This is a genomic window from Nocardiopsis ganjiahuensis DSM 45031 (assembly GCF_000341085.1).
Classification (GTDB): domain Bacteria; phylum Actinomycetota; class Actinomycetes; order Streptosporangiales; family Streptosporangiaceae; genus Nocardiopsis; species Nocardiopsis ganjiahuensis.
On record NZ_ANBA01000022.1, the window covers coordinates 14,420 to 27,244 of the forward strand.

Annotated in this window: 11 protein-coding genes and 1 tRNA gene; 6 read left to right on the forward strand and 6 right to left on the reverse strand. The window is 71.8% G+C overall.

Annotation, left to right across the window (positions count from 1 at the left end):
- The first annotated feature begins 94 nt into the window (after nt 1–94).
- On the forward strand, nt 95–1,315 hold the full coding sequence (locus D458_RS0127410) for a helix-turn-helix domain-containing protein (protein ID WP_017589918.1): 1,221 nt from the start codon (nt 95–97) through the stop codon (nt 1,313–1,315).
- Here the strand turns inward: D458_RS0127410 and D458_RS0127415 are convergent.
- Nucleotides 1,312–2,115: an SAM-dependent methyltransferase gene (locus tag D458_RS0127415; RefSeq protein ID WP_026119733.1), complete on the reverse strand. Its 804-nt coding sequence runs from the start codon at nt 2,113–2,115 to the stop codon at nt 1,312–1,314. The genes D458_RS0127410 and D458_RS0127415 overlap by 4 nt on opposite strands.
- 265 nt (nt 2,116–2,380) lie before the next feature.
- Between D458_RS0127415 and D458_RS0127420 the strand changes: the two genes are divergently transcribed.
- From D458_RS0127420 to D458_RS0127440, 4 genes are all read left to right on the forward strand, one after another.
- Complete coding sequence (locus tag D458_RS0127420) at nt 2,381–3,154, forward strand: nucleotidyltransferase domain-containing protein (RefSeq protein WP_017589920.1); 774 nt, start codon at nt 2,381–2,383, stop codon at nt 3,152–3,154.
- A gap of 572 nt (nt 3,155–3,726) precedes the next feature.
- Nucleotides 3,727–4,365, forward strand: coding sequence for a hypothetical protein (locus D458_RS0127430; protein ID WP_017589922.1), 639 nt, complete (start codon nt 3,727–3,729; stop codon nt 4,363–4,365).
- 120 nt (nt 4,366–4,485) lie between these two features.
- Entirely contained in the window at nt 4,486–5,466 is a 981-nt protein-coding gene (locus D458_RS0127435) for a phosphatidylinositol-specific phospholipase C (protein ID WP_017589923.1), read from the forward strand.
- Nucleotides 5,467–5,573: 107 nt separating this feature from the next.
- A tRNA-Gly gene (locus D458_RS0127440) sits at nt 5,574–5,649 on the forward strand.
- A 186-nt stretch (nt 5,650–5,835) separates the two neighbouring features.
- Here D458_RS0127440 and D458_RS35000 read toward each other — a convergent pair.
- Nucleotides 5,836–6,345, reverse strand: a complete 510-nt coding sequence (locus D458_RS35000) for a hypothetical protein (protein ID WP_017589924.1) — start codon at nt 6,343–6,345, stop codon at nt 5,836–5,838.
- Between the two features lie 13 nt (nt 6,346–6,358).
- Here D458_RS35000 and D458_RS36830 point away from each other — a divergent pair, with 13 nt between their 5' ends.
- Entirely contained in the window at nt 6,359–7,399 is a 1,041-nt protein-coding gene (locus D458_RS36830; RefSeq protein WP_017589925.1) for a hypothetical protein, read from the forward strand.
- Between the two features lie 365 nt (nt 7,400–7,764).
- On the opposite strand, the gene D458_RS0127450 is transcribed toward D458_RS36830, so the two are convergent.
- The 4 genes from D458_RS0127450 to D458_RS0127465 all read right to left on the reverse strand — a co-directional run bounded on the left by D458_RS0127450 (nt 7,765) and on the right by D458_RS0127465 (nt 12,572).
- On the reverse strand, nt 7,765–8,223 hold the full coding sequence (locus D458_RS0127450) for a hypothetical protein (RefSeq protein WP_017589926.1): 459 nt from the start codon (nt 8,221–8,223) through the stop codon (nt 7,765–7,767).
- Nucleotides 8,224–8,377: 154 nt separating this feature from the next.
- Nucleotides 8,378–10,384 carry a prolyl oligopeptidase family serine peptidase gene (locus tag D458_RS0127455; RefSeq protein WP_017589927.1) on the reverse strand — a complete coding sequence of 669 codons (2,007 nt, stop codon included), beginning with the start codon at nt 10,382–10,384 and terminating at the stop codon, nt 8,378–8,380.
- A gap of 125 nt (nt 10,385–10,509) precedes the next feature.
- A complete protein-coding gene (locus tag D458_RS0127460) occupies nt 10,510–11,193 on the reverse strand; it encodes an RraA family protein (protein WP_017589928.1) in 684 nt (227 codons plus the stop codon).
- A gap of 395 nt (nt 11,194–11,588) precedes the next feature.
- Complete coding sequence (locus D458_RS0127465; protein WP_051049800.1) at nt 11,589–12,572, reverse strand: CPBP family intramembrane glutamic endopeptidase; 984 nt, start codon at nt 12,570–12,572, stop codon at nt 11,589–11,591.
- Nucleotides 12,573–12,825: the final 253 nt, after the last annotated feature.

Genomic DNA, 12,825 nt, shown 5'->3' on the forward strand with positions numbered 1-12,825 from the left:
CCGGAGCGGCTGTGCACATGACCGGACGCGGGGCCGCGCACCCGCTCCGACGTGGCACCATCGACGCATACACGCATGCTTCGGAGGGGGTGCCATGGCGGAACCGGAACCGGGCCCGGGGCGGGGCGGGCCCCCGTCCTGGCCCAGGACCCTCGAACTCCTGGCCGGGGACCGCGACCAGCTGGTCGCGGACTTCTTCGAGCGCCTGGAAGCGCTGGGGCGCTACGACGACGGCGTCATCCCCGACGACGACCTGCGCCAGACCGCCCAGGACACCTTCGACCTGCTCACCCACCGGATCGCCGGGCTCCCCCTGCCCGCACACCTGCGCGACCTGCCCACCCGGCTCGGGGTGCGGCGGGCCCGCCAGGGGGTGGCCCGTGAGGACCTGCTGGAGGCGGTGCGCCTGAACTTCCGGGTGCTGTGGGCCGGGCTGCTGCGCGCCGGGGGCGACGACGCCGCACCCGTGCTCGTGACGCACGTCGAGGAGGTCCTGGCGGCGGTCGAACAGCACATCAGCGACGTCCAGGCCGCCTTCCTCGAGGAACGGGCGCTGTTGGAGCGCGACTCCCGGGCCGCTGCGGCGCAGGCGTTCGCCCGGCTGCTCAGCGCGGGTGAACGCGCCCCGGAGGTCGCCGCGGAGGTGGCACCGGTGCTCGGCCTGCCCGAGCACGGCGGGTTCGAGGTGGCCTTCGTGGCGCCCGGTCCGGTGCGGGCACGCCGGGAGAACACCCGGGAACTGGCCCGGACCGGCTGCCTGACGTGGGAGTTCGACGACGGTGTGGCCCTGGTGCGCGATCCCAGGCGCGCCCAGTGGCCCGCGCTGCCCCCGGACACGGCCGGGTCGGTGGTCACCGGCACGCGCGGGCTCGCCGAGGTGCCCGCCGCGATCGAGTCCGCCCGGGTGGTGGCGCGCTACGCCCGCCCGGGCGAGGGCCTGATCCGACAGCAGGACGTGTGGACGGCCCTGGCCCGCGACCGGGTGGGCCCGGTGCTGCCGGGGTTCGGCCGTGAGGCGGCCGAACGCCTGGAAGGGCTGGAGCCGGGCGCACGCGCGCGGTTGCTGGAGACCTTGGCGCACTACACGGCCACGGGTTCGGTCAAGGACACCGCGGCCTCCCTGTACTGCCACCGCAACACGGTGGTCAACCGGCTCCAGGCCTTCCGGGAGGCCACCGGCCTGGACCTGACGGTCCCGGTGGAGGCCGCCCGGGCGCTCGTGCTGTTCGCCGACCGGGTGGCGGCCCCGGCGGGTGCGGCCGCCACCCGTGAACGGCGGCCGCACCCCGCGGCCTCCGAGCGGCCGGAAACCTAGGGTTTGCGGGCCACCCCGCCGTACTCGGCGACCGGCCGGGTGCTGCCGACCTCCGTGGGTTCCGGGCGCCACAGCGAGCAGGAGACCACACCCGGCTCCAGCAGCTCCAGACCGTCGAAGAGCGCCTCGATACCCGCCGCCGAGCGGATCGTGAGCTTGGGGGTGCCCTTCTCGTTCCACGCCGCGGCCACCTGGTGGGCGCGTTCGCGGTCGAGGTCGTCGGTGGGGTGGGAGACCACCAGGTAGCTGCCGGGGGCGAGCGCGCCCAGCAGCCGGTCCAGAACCGAGCGCACCTCGGCGTCGTCAGCCACGAAGTTGACCACGCCCAGCAGCAACAGGGCCACCGGGCGGCTCAGGTCCAGGGTCTTGGCGGCCGCGGACAGGATCGCCTCGGGGTCGCGCAGGTCGGCGTCGACGTAGTCGGTGGCGCCGTGTTCGGAGCCGGTGAGCAGGGCCCGGGCGTGGGTGAGGACCAGCGGGTCGTTGTCCGCGTACACCACACGTGCTTCGGGGGCCACCGCCTGGGCCACCTCGTGGGTGTTGTTGTGGGTGGGGAGCCCCGTGCCGATGTCCAGGAACTGCCGGATCCCCTCCTCCTTCGCGAGGTGGGTGACGGTGCGGACGAGGAAGGCACGGTCGGCGATCGCGTTGTCGACGATCTCGGGGAAGAACGAGCGGATCTGCTCGCCCATCTCCCGGTCGACGGGGTAGTTGTCCTTACCGCCCAGCCAGTAGTTCCAGATCCTGGCGTTGTGCGGGACGGAGGTGTCGATCTTCACTTCGGGGTTCTCAGGGGGCACGGTCCTGCTTTCCACTGCCGTGCCCGGCGGGCGCCGGGCGGGTACGGAACCAGTAAAGGGAATCCGGGGCCGCCCAACAAGTACCAAAACCCCCATGCGTAAGGAAAACGGTCTTCTGTTGCCCTGCGGCCGTCCCCGGCCCCACCCGTGTCCCGCCCCGGTCCGCCCACCGGGCTCACTCGGCCGCCGCCGAAAACCGGTCGTGGCGTCCGCGGCGCTCCCGATAGGTTTCGGCCATCACGACACACCGAACCGGGAGGCCCAGGTGAAGCACTCCAGCGAGGAGTTCGCCCGTATCGCCGAACAGGGCACCGTACTGCGCTGCCAGGTCGGCTCCGGCGTCCACGGCCTCAGCCTCGACGGCCAGAACGACCGCGACGAGATGGGTGTGTGCGTCGAACCGCCCGAGTACGTGATCGGCCTGCGCGCCTTCGAGCAGTACATCCACCACAGCCGTCCCGAACACACCCGGTCGGGACCCGGCGACCTGGACCTGACCGTCTACTCGCTGCGCAAGTGGACCCGGCTGGCACTGGACGGCAACCCCACCGTGCTCCTGCCCCTGTTCGTCCCCGAACACGAGATCGTCACCCTCGCCCCGGTCGGCCGCGACCTGCGCGCCAACGCCCACCGCTTCCTGTCCCGCCGGGCCGGCGAGCGCTTCCTGGGCTACCTGCGCGCCCAGCGCGACCGCATGGCGGGGATCCGCGGCGGCAAGCACACCAACCGCCCCGAACTGGTGGAGCAGCACGGCTTCGACACCAAGTACGCCTACCACATGGTCCGGCTGGGCCTTCAGGGCGTGGAGCTGTTGGAGACCGGCGACATCACCCTGCCCATGCCCGAACCCGACCGCGGCTGGCTGCTCGCACTGCGCCGCGGCGAGCACAGCCGGGACGAGGCCCTGAGCCGGGCCGAGGATCTGGAGAAGCGGCTGGAGGAGCTGTGCCGGACCTCCCACCTGCCCGAGGCCCCCGACTCCGGCTGGGCCGACCGCTGGCTGGTCCGGTCCTACCACCAGGTCTGGAACGAGAGCTGAACCACGCTGGTCAGAGCGGGCACCCGGCGCGGCACCGCCGTGACGGCGAGATAGGGTGATCCACCGAAGAGGTACATGCCGCGCCCGAAACTCCGGGTGCCCCGGTGTGCCGGGCGCCGGGGGAACGGCCCGCGGTGCCCGGGGGACGAAACAGTGAAGGAAACACCATGGTCGGAACCGTCGCGTTCGTGCTCATGATCATCAGCCTGTCGATGATGATCATCTCCGGTCTCCTCGCGGCTGTCATCAAGACCCGCTAGGGCAGGACGTCCCAGCACTGGGCTGACGGGTGTGCGGCCGTACGCGGCGGGCACCCGTCCGCCCACCGCCTCTCCCCGTCCCCGCTCCTCCGGACCCTCCGGGTTCCTCCCGTGTCCTGCCGCGCGCTCGCGAACGGCAGCGAGAACAGGGAACAGGCGACACCGTCCGGTACACGGGCGCAAGAGGAGAAGACACCCGGCCCGGGCGCCACAACGGCAACACCCCTGGTCCGCCCGGCTTACCGAAGGGCCCGGGGAACCTCACCCCAGCGGTCATGGCACGGCGTCCCACCGTGACCGACGCTCGGAACCATGGACTCCCCCACCCGTCCCTGGCCCCCGTACCCCGACTGGCTCGAACGTCCGCGCCGCAACGGCGCGCTTTTGCGTGCACTCCTGGGCTCCGACACACCGCCCGCGCAGATACGCCGCCGTGGGAACGCCGCCGTCGCCCGTGACTGGTACTCCCCCGAAACCCGTGCGGCCCTGGGCACTCTCGGACAGCTCCTGAACGAACGCCTGTGGCGGCGCGTGTCCAGCCCCAGGGCCCGCGCCCACTGCCCCCTGCTCGAGACCTTCGCCCGGGCCTGCGAACCCGAGCGCTCCGCGCATCTCAGCACCCTGCACGCCATCTCCGACGACGGCTTCGCCGACCTGGACCGCTCCCCCGAGCACTCCATCGTCCGGACGCTGGCGCGCGCCCGCGAGAACCAGGTCGCCGCACTGTCACAGGCACGGGGCATGCGGCCGGCCGACCCGGGACCGCCCCTGCGGGACCTCGCGCTCAGCCTGCGCCTACTCGGGGTCCAGGCCTGTCTCGAGCAGGACCGCGCCGAGTGGTGCCCCTGTCTGCGCACCCTCCTGGACCCGGGCCCCCTGCCCCACCCCCACCACGTGCTGGAGCTCTCCATCCGCTTCAGCCCGAGCTACGGCCTCGGCTCCACCGCCTGACCCCCGCCACCGTCCCCGAACCCGTCAAAAAAAGGGGGGATGGCAGCCCGACCGCCGCGTGGCAGGGTGGACGGCGGCCCCGCCCCAGAGCCGCACCCCCCCCGCTCCCGGAGGACCCCCATGCCCATCTCCCCCACCACCGCTGCCGCCCTCCCGCGCCCCGTGGGACCGGTCCTGGCCGCCCTCTTCCTGTTCGGTTCGCTCCTGGCCACCGCGGCACCGGCCGCAGCCGCACCGGTCGCCTCCACCCAGGACCCGTCGGTGGCACGCTCGGAGTGGATGTCGGCGATCCCCGACCACACCGGCCTCGCGGCGCTGTCCATCCCCGGAACCCACGACACCGGCGCCTGGCGCGGCACCGTGTGGTCACGCACCCAGGACCTGACCCTCTCCGAACAGCTCGACTCCGGGGTGCGCTTCCTCGACGTGCGCACCCGCCACTACCGGGACGCCTTCCCCATCCACCACGGCGCCGAGTACCTGAACCTGAACTTCACCGACGTGGTCACCGACATCGGCGCCTTCCTCGCGGAGAACCCGACCGAGACCGTGCTGATGCGGATGAAGAAGGAGCACACCGAGGCGGAGAACACCCGGAGCTACGAGGAGACCCTGGACCACTACATCGAGGCGAACCCCGACACCCGAGACGTGCTGTCCGAGCGGCTGTGGGTGCCCTCGCAGGGCACGGAAGGGGTGCCCGACCTCGGCGAGGTCCGCGGCCGGATCGTCATCGTGCAGGACTTCTCCGCCTCCCGCGACTACGGCATCCACTGGAACGGCCCCGCACTCGACGTCCAGGACGACTACCGGGTGCCCACCCTCTTCGACATCCCGGCCAAATGGGAGAGCGCCCGCGCCCACTTCGACGCGGCCGCGTCGGGACCGGACGAGGTGCTCCACGTCAACCACCTCAGCGGCAGCGGGGCGCCCCTGGCCAACCCCCGCGAGGTCGCCTGGGGCGCGCTGGGCATCCGCGGGGTCAACCCCCGCGCCGTCGACCACCTGAGCGCTTCCGGGGCGCACCGGACGGGCGTGGTGGTCATGGACTTCCCGAGCCAGGAGCTGACCGACCTGGTCATCGCCCACAACCCGGACTGACCCGCGACGGCGCCCCGGGCCGCCGACCCCGCCCGAAAACCCCTTCCCCACCCGTGACGGAACTACCAGCCTGATCCCGGTTCCGTCGCGGCACCGCGACGGGCCGACGGCGCGTAGCTCAACCAGAAGAGCACCCGGCTTCCTACCGGGAGGGTGCGGGGGCGGTTCCCGCCGCGCCGGCCATGGACACCTCTCACCCGAACGCCGAACACCCCCGCACACAGCTGGCCCGGGCCCTGATCACCGCCCTCACCCACGAAGACCCCGGGGTCCGCCGCTCCGCCGAGCGCCGCGTCCGCGCCTGGAACGACGTCACCGCCGCCCTGCGGTTGCTGGACGTGCTGGACCCCTTCGCCGACACCCTGTGCCTCACCCCCCCGCCCCGTCCCCGGAGCCGGGGCGGCGGACGACGGACACACCGTCCACCGCGCCACCGTCGGCCAGGTCGCCGACCGGCTCCGCGCCCGCGCCGCGCACCCCCGTGCCAGCATCAGGGCACGCGCCCAGCACGAGGCGCTCACCGTCTGGGCTCCCTTCTCCGGCCGGGTCCTGGACCACTGGCTGGCCACCCTCGGGCCCGACGGCCGGGTGGACGCCCACCGCCCCCACGGCTGGGCGGAAGGCACCGCCGCCCTGCTCGCCGAGTACGAGGCCCTGGCCGCCGAACACACCCTGTGCGGCAAGCACCGGCACCCCAAGGAGAACCTCGCCGTTCTGCTCGCGGCCCTGCGCGAGGCCGACGCCCGGGAAAACACCGCCGGGGACGGCGCCGCCCGGGAAGGCGGCACCGTATCCGAGCTCCGGCTCTGGGGACCGCTCCAGTACGCCGTCGGATCCATGCTGCGCAAGCGCGACCGCCGCACCCCTGGAGGAGCTCATCGCCGCCGGGATCGTGCCCTCCGCCGAGGTCGTGGCCCAGATCGTGCCCCAGCTCGTCGCCCGGGCCGAGGCCGACGCCGCCCCCGACCCCGCGCTGGCCCGCCTGATGGCCGCGCACCACCGGGCCTTCAGCAGGCGGCGCTCCCTGCTGCTGACCGACCTGTCCTCCCAGGTCCGCGCCGAGGAACTGCCCTGGGTCCAGGCCCTGGCCCCGCACCGGCACGGCCGGGGCCGCCGCGGGGTGGCCGCTCGCGCCCTCCTGCCCCGGATCGGGTCGGCGGTGCTCACCGCCTTCCCGGGCACGATCACCCCCAACCCCCTGGTCCGGCAGTTCACCGTCCTCGCCCGCTCCGCCGACCTGGACCTGCCGTTCGTGGAGGAGCCGGCCGCCGACATCTACACCGGCACCCTGTCCCCCAAGTTCCTCCGCGCCGCGCGTGTGGCGGAAGAGCGCACCCGGGGCGGCCTGTACGCGCGGTACTACGGCCTCGGCGCCGACCGGCTGCCCGCCCTCGCCGAGGAGGCCGCCGACCCCTGGGGCGCGGCCCGTTCCCTGGCCGACCTGTGCGACCGGCGCGCGGGCCGGCCGCGCGGCGGTGTGGCCGCGTCCGGGATGGTGATCGAGCAGGCGCAGATCCTCACCGCCCACAACCTCGCCCTGCTCGACGACCTCGGCGCCCGGCCGGCTCAGGGATGGGCCGGAGCGTCCTGGGACGCCTATGAGACGGTCGTGCGCCTCCTGTACCGCCTGCCCCGGGACCGGGGACGACTCGGGTACGTCAAGAACGCCGCCTTCGCCTGGCGCCAGTGCGTGTACTTCCTGTCCCGCTGCCCGGAGGCCGGGCAGCACACGGCGCTGCGGCGCATGGCCGAGCAGATCGACCGTTCCCGGCACATCCGGGAGGTGCTCACCCCGGTCCTGGCGGGGCTCCGGCAGGCCGTGGAGGGGAGCCCCCCGGTCGAGGAGGAGGGCCGGGTGCACCGTTTCCTGGGCTGGTCCCACCGCGGGCACTGGGTCCTGCGGGTCCTGGACGGGTCCGGTACCCGGCGCTGAGCGTCGGCCCCGGGCTCGGCGCAGAACTGCGCCGAGCCGGTGCGGGCCACCCGTCCACCGCGTCCCGCACCGGCGCTCGCGAGGATTCGCGCGGATCCAGAGTACGGAATCGGACCCGACGCGGGTGAGCGGTTCGGTGAAGTTCGTGCGGGACGCCGGTGTCGGGGGTGGTGTCCTGTCGGTGAGGGTCATCGGTGACACGGTTCGACACCTTTAGGACGTAGATTTCCGATTGACGCGCTTCGTCCGAACAGGAACTCCGTGCCGACGCCGAAACGCGGACCCCGGCGACCGGGATCCGCGTTTCGGCGCCACGCCGGCTCAGCGACGGGCCGGAGCCGGCTCCATGCCTGCTCGGCTCCTGCTCAGCGGGCGGAGTCCATCTCCGCGAACCACTCCTGGGAGCGCTTGGTCTGAATCATCATCAGGACGGCCAGCGGGAGGAGGATCCCCATGAAGGCCGTGCTCTGGCCGGCCAGGAACGCGTCCAGGACCGAGAGCAGACCGCTGGCACCCACGAGGATGCGCACCACCAGGTGGTTCTGCTTGCCTCCCCGGCCGATCCGCAGCCCCGCGACCAGCATGAGGACGACCCCGGTCAGACCGAGGACGAAACTCGTCAGAATGCCGCCCGTGGTCTCACCGCCCGCAGCGAAGATCTCCTCGGCCCCCGCCGGGTGGGCGAAGGCGGCGATGATGACGAGGAGGCTCATGACCAGCAGGACACCGGACAGGCCTGAGACCACGAAGAGGATGACGCGGGCGGCGGTCACCACGCCGGGCATCTTGGGAGTGCTCTGATGAGGGGTGTTCTGCATCGACATCGGGGGATTTTCCTGTCTTCGGAGTGATGTACTGCCTCCGGGATGGTACCGCCCTCACTCGCGAACGCCCTGGCCAGAGCTTCGCGAACGCGAAGACGTCACCCTTTCGCAGCTTGTGCCCGCACCGTCGCGACGACCACGCGGGGCCTGCGCCTCACCACGGGAGGACCTCCGGAACCGGGTCGGCCCCCAGGAGGTGCTGGTCGCAGAAGGCCAGCACGGTCTCGTTCCACACGCGGCTGTTGGAGGGGGCGAGGACCCAGTGGTTCTCGCCGGTCAGCTGCAGGAACCGGTGCGGCATCGTCTCCGGCGGACCGTCCCAGCCCGAGACCAGGTCCCACCACATGCGCAGCGCCTCACTGATCGGCACCCGGTAGTCCCGGTTCCCGTGGGTGATCAGCACCGGGGTGGTCACCCGCTCGGCGCTGTGGTGCGGCGAGTAGTTCCGGTACCACTCGGGCAGGTCGTCCTCGTGGCCGTGCACGCGCGTCTTGTGGGCAGCCGCGTCGGTGGTGCGGTGCTGCTGGTCCAGAGCCCACAACCCGGCGTGGGTGACGACCGCCGAGAACCGGTCGGAGTGCCCGGCGATCCAGTTGGTCATGAAGCCGCCGAAGGACGCGCCCAGCACCGCCGTGCGGGAACCGTCCAGTTCCGGGCGTTCCAGGACCTCGTCGAGCAGGGCCTCGCACTCTCCGAAGACCACGTCCGGCAGCCTGGGCCAGCCGCGGTTCAACCCGGCGTGCCCGTAGCCGGTGGACATGGCGGGATCGGGCATCAGCACGGCGTAGCCGCGGGCGACCGCCAACCACGGGCACCACCGCCAGTTCCAGGTGTTGAAGGAGGTGTGCGGGCCGCCGTGGATCCACAGCATCACCGGCGCCGGGTCGGCCCCACTCGCACCGTCGGGCAGGCACAGCCATCCGTTGACCGGCACCCCGCCGACCTCGATCCGCACCCGTTCCGGGGCGCCCGGCAGCGCGCCCACCGCACCCGGCGCGGGGAGCTCGCGCTGCTCACCGGCCGGGCTCAGCCGCACCGGCCGCGGCGGGGTGGTGAGGTCGGAGCGCAGCGCGTACACGGACCCGTCCGGGGCCGGGGCCAGGGAGGTGAACACGCTGCCCTCCGCCACGGTCCGCACCCGCCCGGTGTGCGGGTCGACGGCGAGCACCGCGCCGGAGGAGTGCAGGTCCCCGGCGACAAGCAGGGTGCCGTCGTGGCTCCAGACGTACTCCTTGACCGTGAGGTCGCCGACGTCGACGACCACCGGTCCGCCGCCCTCCAGGGGGTGGACCTCCAGGAAGCCGTACGCGGTGTCGGTGGGGGTGGACACCGTGGTCCGCTTCACCGCGAGGAGGGTGCCGTCGGGGGAGAACAGCGGCGAGCCGTACTCCTGGTCGTCGTCGGCGGCCAGCAGGGTGGTGCGCTTGCGGCTCCCGGTGTCGATCAAGGCCACGCCGGTGCGGGTCTGCCCGCCCCCGACCCGTTCGGTCCAGGTCGTGGCGACGGTGCCGCCGTCCGGGGACAGGTCGGCCGACGCGCCGGTCAGGGCCACGGTGTCGGCGCCTTCGGTGAGGTCCCTGATGTCACCGTCCGGAGCGGCGAGCACCAGGCGCGGACTGACGTCGCCGAGCTCGTGGTCCCAGTGGCGGATCGGCATGCCGGTGTGCCAGATGGTGCTCCGTTTGGCGTCCTTGCGGGCCTGGCGGCGTTCGGCGTCGTTGTCCAGGGTGGCGCCGACCAGCACACTCGTCGTCGCGAGGACCGAGCCGTCGTCCGCCACCCCGCACACGCTCAGGCCGCCGGGCGTCCAGGCGACCGGGCCCGCCTCGCCGTGCTCGGGCAGACGCCAGACGGCGGCGGCGCCCTTGGCCTCGGAGTCCGGGTCCGGCCGCCGGGAGGAGAAGAGCAGCGAACCGTCGGGGGCGAACCGCGGCGCGCTCTCCCCCTCTTCGGAGAACGTCAGCCTCCTCGCCGGAGCCAGGCCCTCGGGGTCGAGCGCCCACAGGGCCGAGTCCAGCTTCGACCCGTGTTCGTCGGATTCGGCGACGGAGGCGACCACACGGCCTCCGGGGCCCGCGGCCAGGGCGGAGACACGGGGGATCCTGGTGAAGGCGTTGGTGTCGGTGAAGTCGGAGAACGAGGAAGAAATCGGTGAATTCACCGGCTCACGGTACCGCGCGCCACAAAGGGGTTACCGGGGCCCGTCAGGACCACCGCCCGGACCACACGCACCTGCCGCTCAGCCGTTCCCTGTCGGGCGCGGGGGCGGGTTCCCGGCGCCGGCCTTCAGCGTTCGGTGCTCCGCGTGTCGCCCTGGCGCAGTTGATCAGGATTCTCACTCCTGATGGTCGGCAGGAAACCCTGATCCGCGCTGCGGATGCGCTCGGCTTCGGCCAGCACGCGGTCCACGGAGGCTTCGGGGACGACCACGGCGCCGGAGCGGTCCGCGAACACGTAGTCACCGGGCACCACGGTCACCCCGCACACCTGTACGGGGACATCGGCCGCATAGGGTGCGACGGTGTCGCCTCCCCAGCGGGTGGCCTCGCCCGTGCACCAGGTGGCGAAATCGGCTTCCGCGAGTTCACCGAAATCGCGCAGCCGGCCGTCCGCGAGGACCCCGGCCAGGCCGTTGTTGGCCACCCGGGACAGTTTCGTGGCTCCTCCGTGGGAGGCGTCGGGATGCCCCCCGCTCGACATCACCAGAACCTTGCCGGCCGGTTCCCGGCCGACCGCCCGGTAGAACCACCCGGCGAAACCCAGCCGGTTCCCTTCCTCGAGATCGTCCCGGTAAGGGAGGTAGGCCAGTGTCGCGGCCGGTCCGAACAGGGGTCGCCCGGGGGTGGGACTGACCAGATCGAGAATGTCCGCGCGGTGCTGGTGAAGACGGGTCATGGCGTCGACCAGGTCGGCGCAGGAGAGGTCGTCCGGCAGCACGCGGCGCGCACCGGATCGGGTCTGTTCGTCCATGGTTCCTCCAGGTGACGGTAGTTCCGAATGCGGACTCGCACGTGTGGTCCACGGCGGCCGCCTTCGGCGTCGCAGTCGTTCCTCGGTCCGCTGACAAGTCGGCCGGTGCACAGTTCACAAAAATTGAACCAGCGATGAAACACATTGAAGCAAAGACCCGGAATGCAGGTGGGAAATCGTACCGCCAGCCACGAAACCCTTGGTGCAAAAGCATCACGGACAGCTATGATGCGATTTTTACGAGCCGGCTTCGAGTTCCTTCGAACTGCCTGCAAAGCGGTTCGATCCCCTCCCTTCATTTTTTGGTAATTGTAGGCTGGATACACGGGGCACGAGAGGTCAGGACCCGGCCCGGCAACGGTCCTCGACCGGCGCCGTCGCGGTGTCCAACTCCGTTATGCAGGCCATCGGCTGCCGAGACCGCCGGCTCGGGTGACGTGGTGTTCGTCCGGTGCGATCGGTGTCATGACCGGGCCGGTCTTGCGGGTCCGGAACCACACGACCACGGCCACACCGACGAAGACGACGGAGGAGGTGATCATCAGGAGTGTGTCCAGGCCGCCGGCCGAACGGTCGAACCTCACCTCCAGGTCCGCGTTCAGGGCGATCCAGAAGAGGAAGGTGAAGACGTTGTAGACCGCGTGGACGGTGACCGCGACCTCGACACCTCCGGTGCGCCAGGTGACGTAGCCCGTGACGACGGAGAACAGGAGGTAGAACACGTTCCACCACGGGTCGCTCGCGGTGTGGAGCACGCTGAACAGGGCCGCCGACACACCGATACCCAGGATCAGCGACGTCCGCGGACCGCGTCCCCAGCCGGCCGCGATACGGAAGACGAGTCCGCGCAGGCCGTACTCCTCGCCCGCGGCCTGCAGAGGCATGAAGAGGATGGTCACGACGAGCAGCCCGATGACGTCGGTGTTCTGCCACACGACCGTCTCACCGGGGGACATGAACTCGAAGGCGGCGATTGCGAGCAGGAAGGCCGGGGAGATGGCCAGCAGCGCCCGCCCGAACAGGTCGAACCTGAAACCCGAGACCACGGAGTGCAGTGAGGCGCCCTTCACTCCGTAGAGCCAGCGCTGGAGGAACATGCTCCACGGGATGACCAACCCGATGGCGATCAGACTGGCGCCGTGGGTCACGGGGGTGAGGAGCAGTTCCTCGCCGCTCGGGTCCGCGGATCGCAGGAGCCCGTCGATCCAGGCACCGGCGTAGTAGAACACGGCGACGAAGGCGAACATGCCGCCGAGGAGCAGGGCGATGGCGAGGACGCCGCGGCCGATGCGGCGCTCCTCCCCCGCCAGCACCCGGTGGTACTCCACCCCTGGCGGAACGGGCTTCGGCCCCCGGAGTCCTTGTGTTCTCACGGTCATGGGGTCGCTTCTCCTCGGTTCGTCATTCTCGGGTCAGGTCGAGCAACGCTCAGTCAAATCCCCGACGTCGCGTCGGAGTCAAGAGCACGTGGCGTGATCTGCCCCATGGAAAATGACGGAGGCCGGCTCCTGCTCGACGCCGTGAACCGGTACGAGTCCGTACGCTTCACCGCCGAGCACGGCTGGATCCGAACCGACCCGGTCAGGTGGTGAGAACGCGATCGGCGGGGGCGAGGGCGACCTCGTCCCCGCC

Coding starts and splice junctions, on each gene's coding strand:
- D458_RS0127410 (WP_017589918.1), top strand. CDS start 95: ATGGCGGAACCGGAACCGGGCCCGGGGCGGGGCGGGCCCCCGTCCTGG.
- D458_RS0127430 (WP_017589922.1), top strand. CDS start 3,727: ATGGACTCCCCCACCCGTCCCTGGCCCCCGTACCCCGACTGGCTCGAA.
- D458_RS0127435 (WP_017589923.1), top strand. CDS start 4,486: ATGCCCATCTCCCCCACCACCGCTGCCGCCCTCCCGCGCCCCGTGGGA.
- D458_RS35000 (WP_017589924.1), bottom strand. CDS start 6,345: ATGAGCTCCTCCAGGGGTGCGGCGGTCGCGCTTGCGCAGCATGGATCC.
- D458_RS0127450 (WP_017589926.1), bottom strand. CDS start 8,223: ATGTCGATGCAGAACACCCCTCATCAGAGCACTCCCAAGATGCCCGGC.
- D458_RS0127460 (WP_017589928.1), bottom strand. CDS start 11,193: ATGGACGAACAGACCCGATCCGGTGCGCGCCGCGTGCTGCCGGACGAC.
- D458_RS0127465 (WP_051049800.1), bottom strand. CDS start 12,572: ATGACCGTGAGAACACAAGGACTCCGGGGGCCGAAGCCCGTTCCGCCA.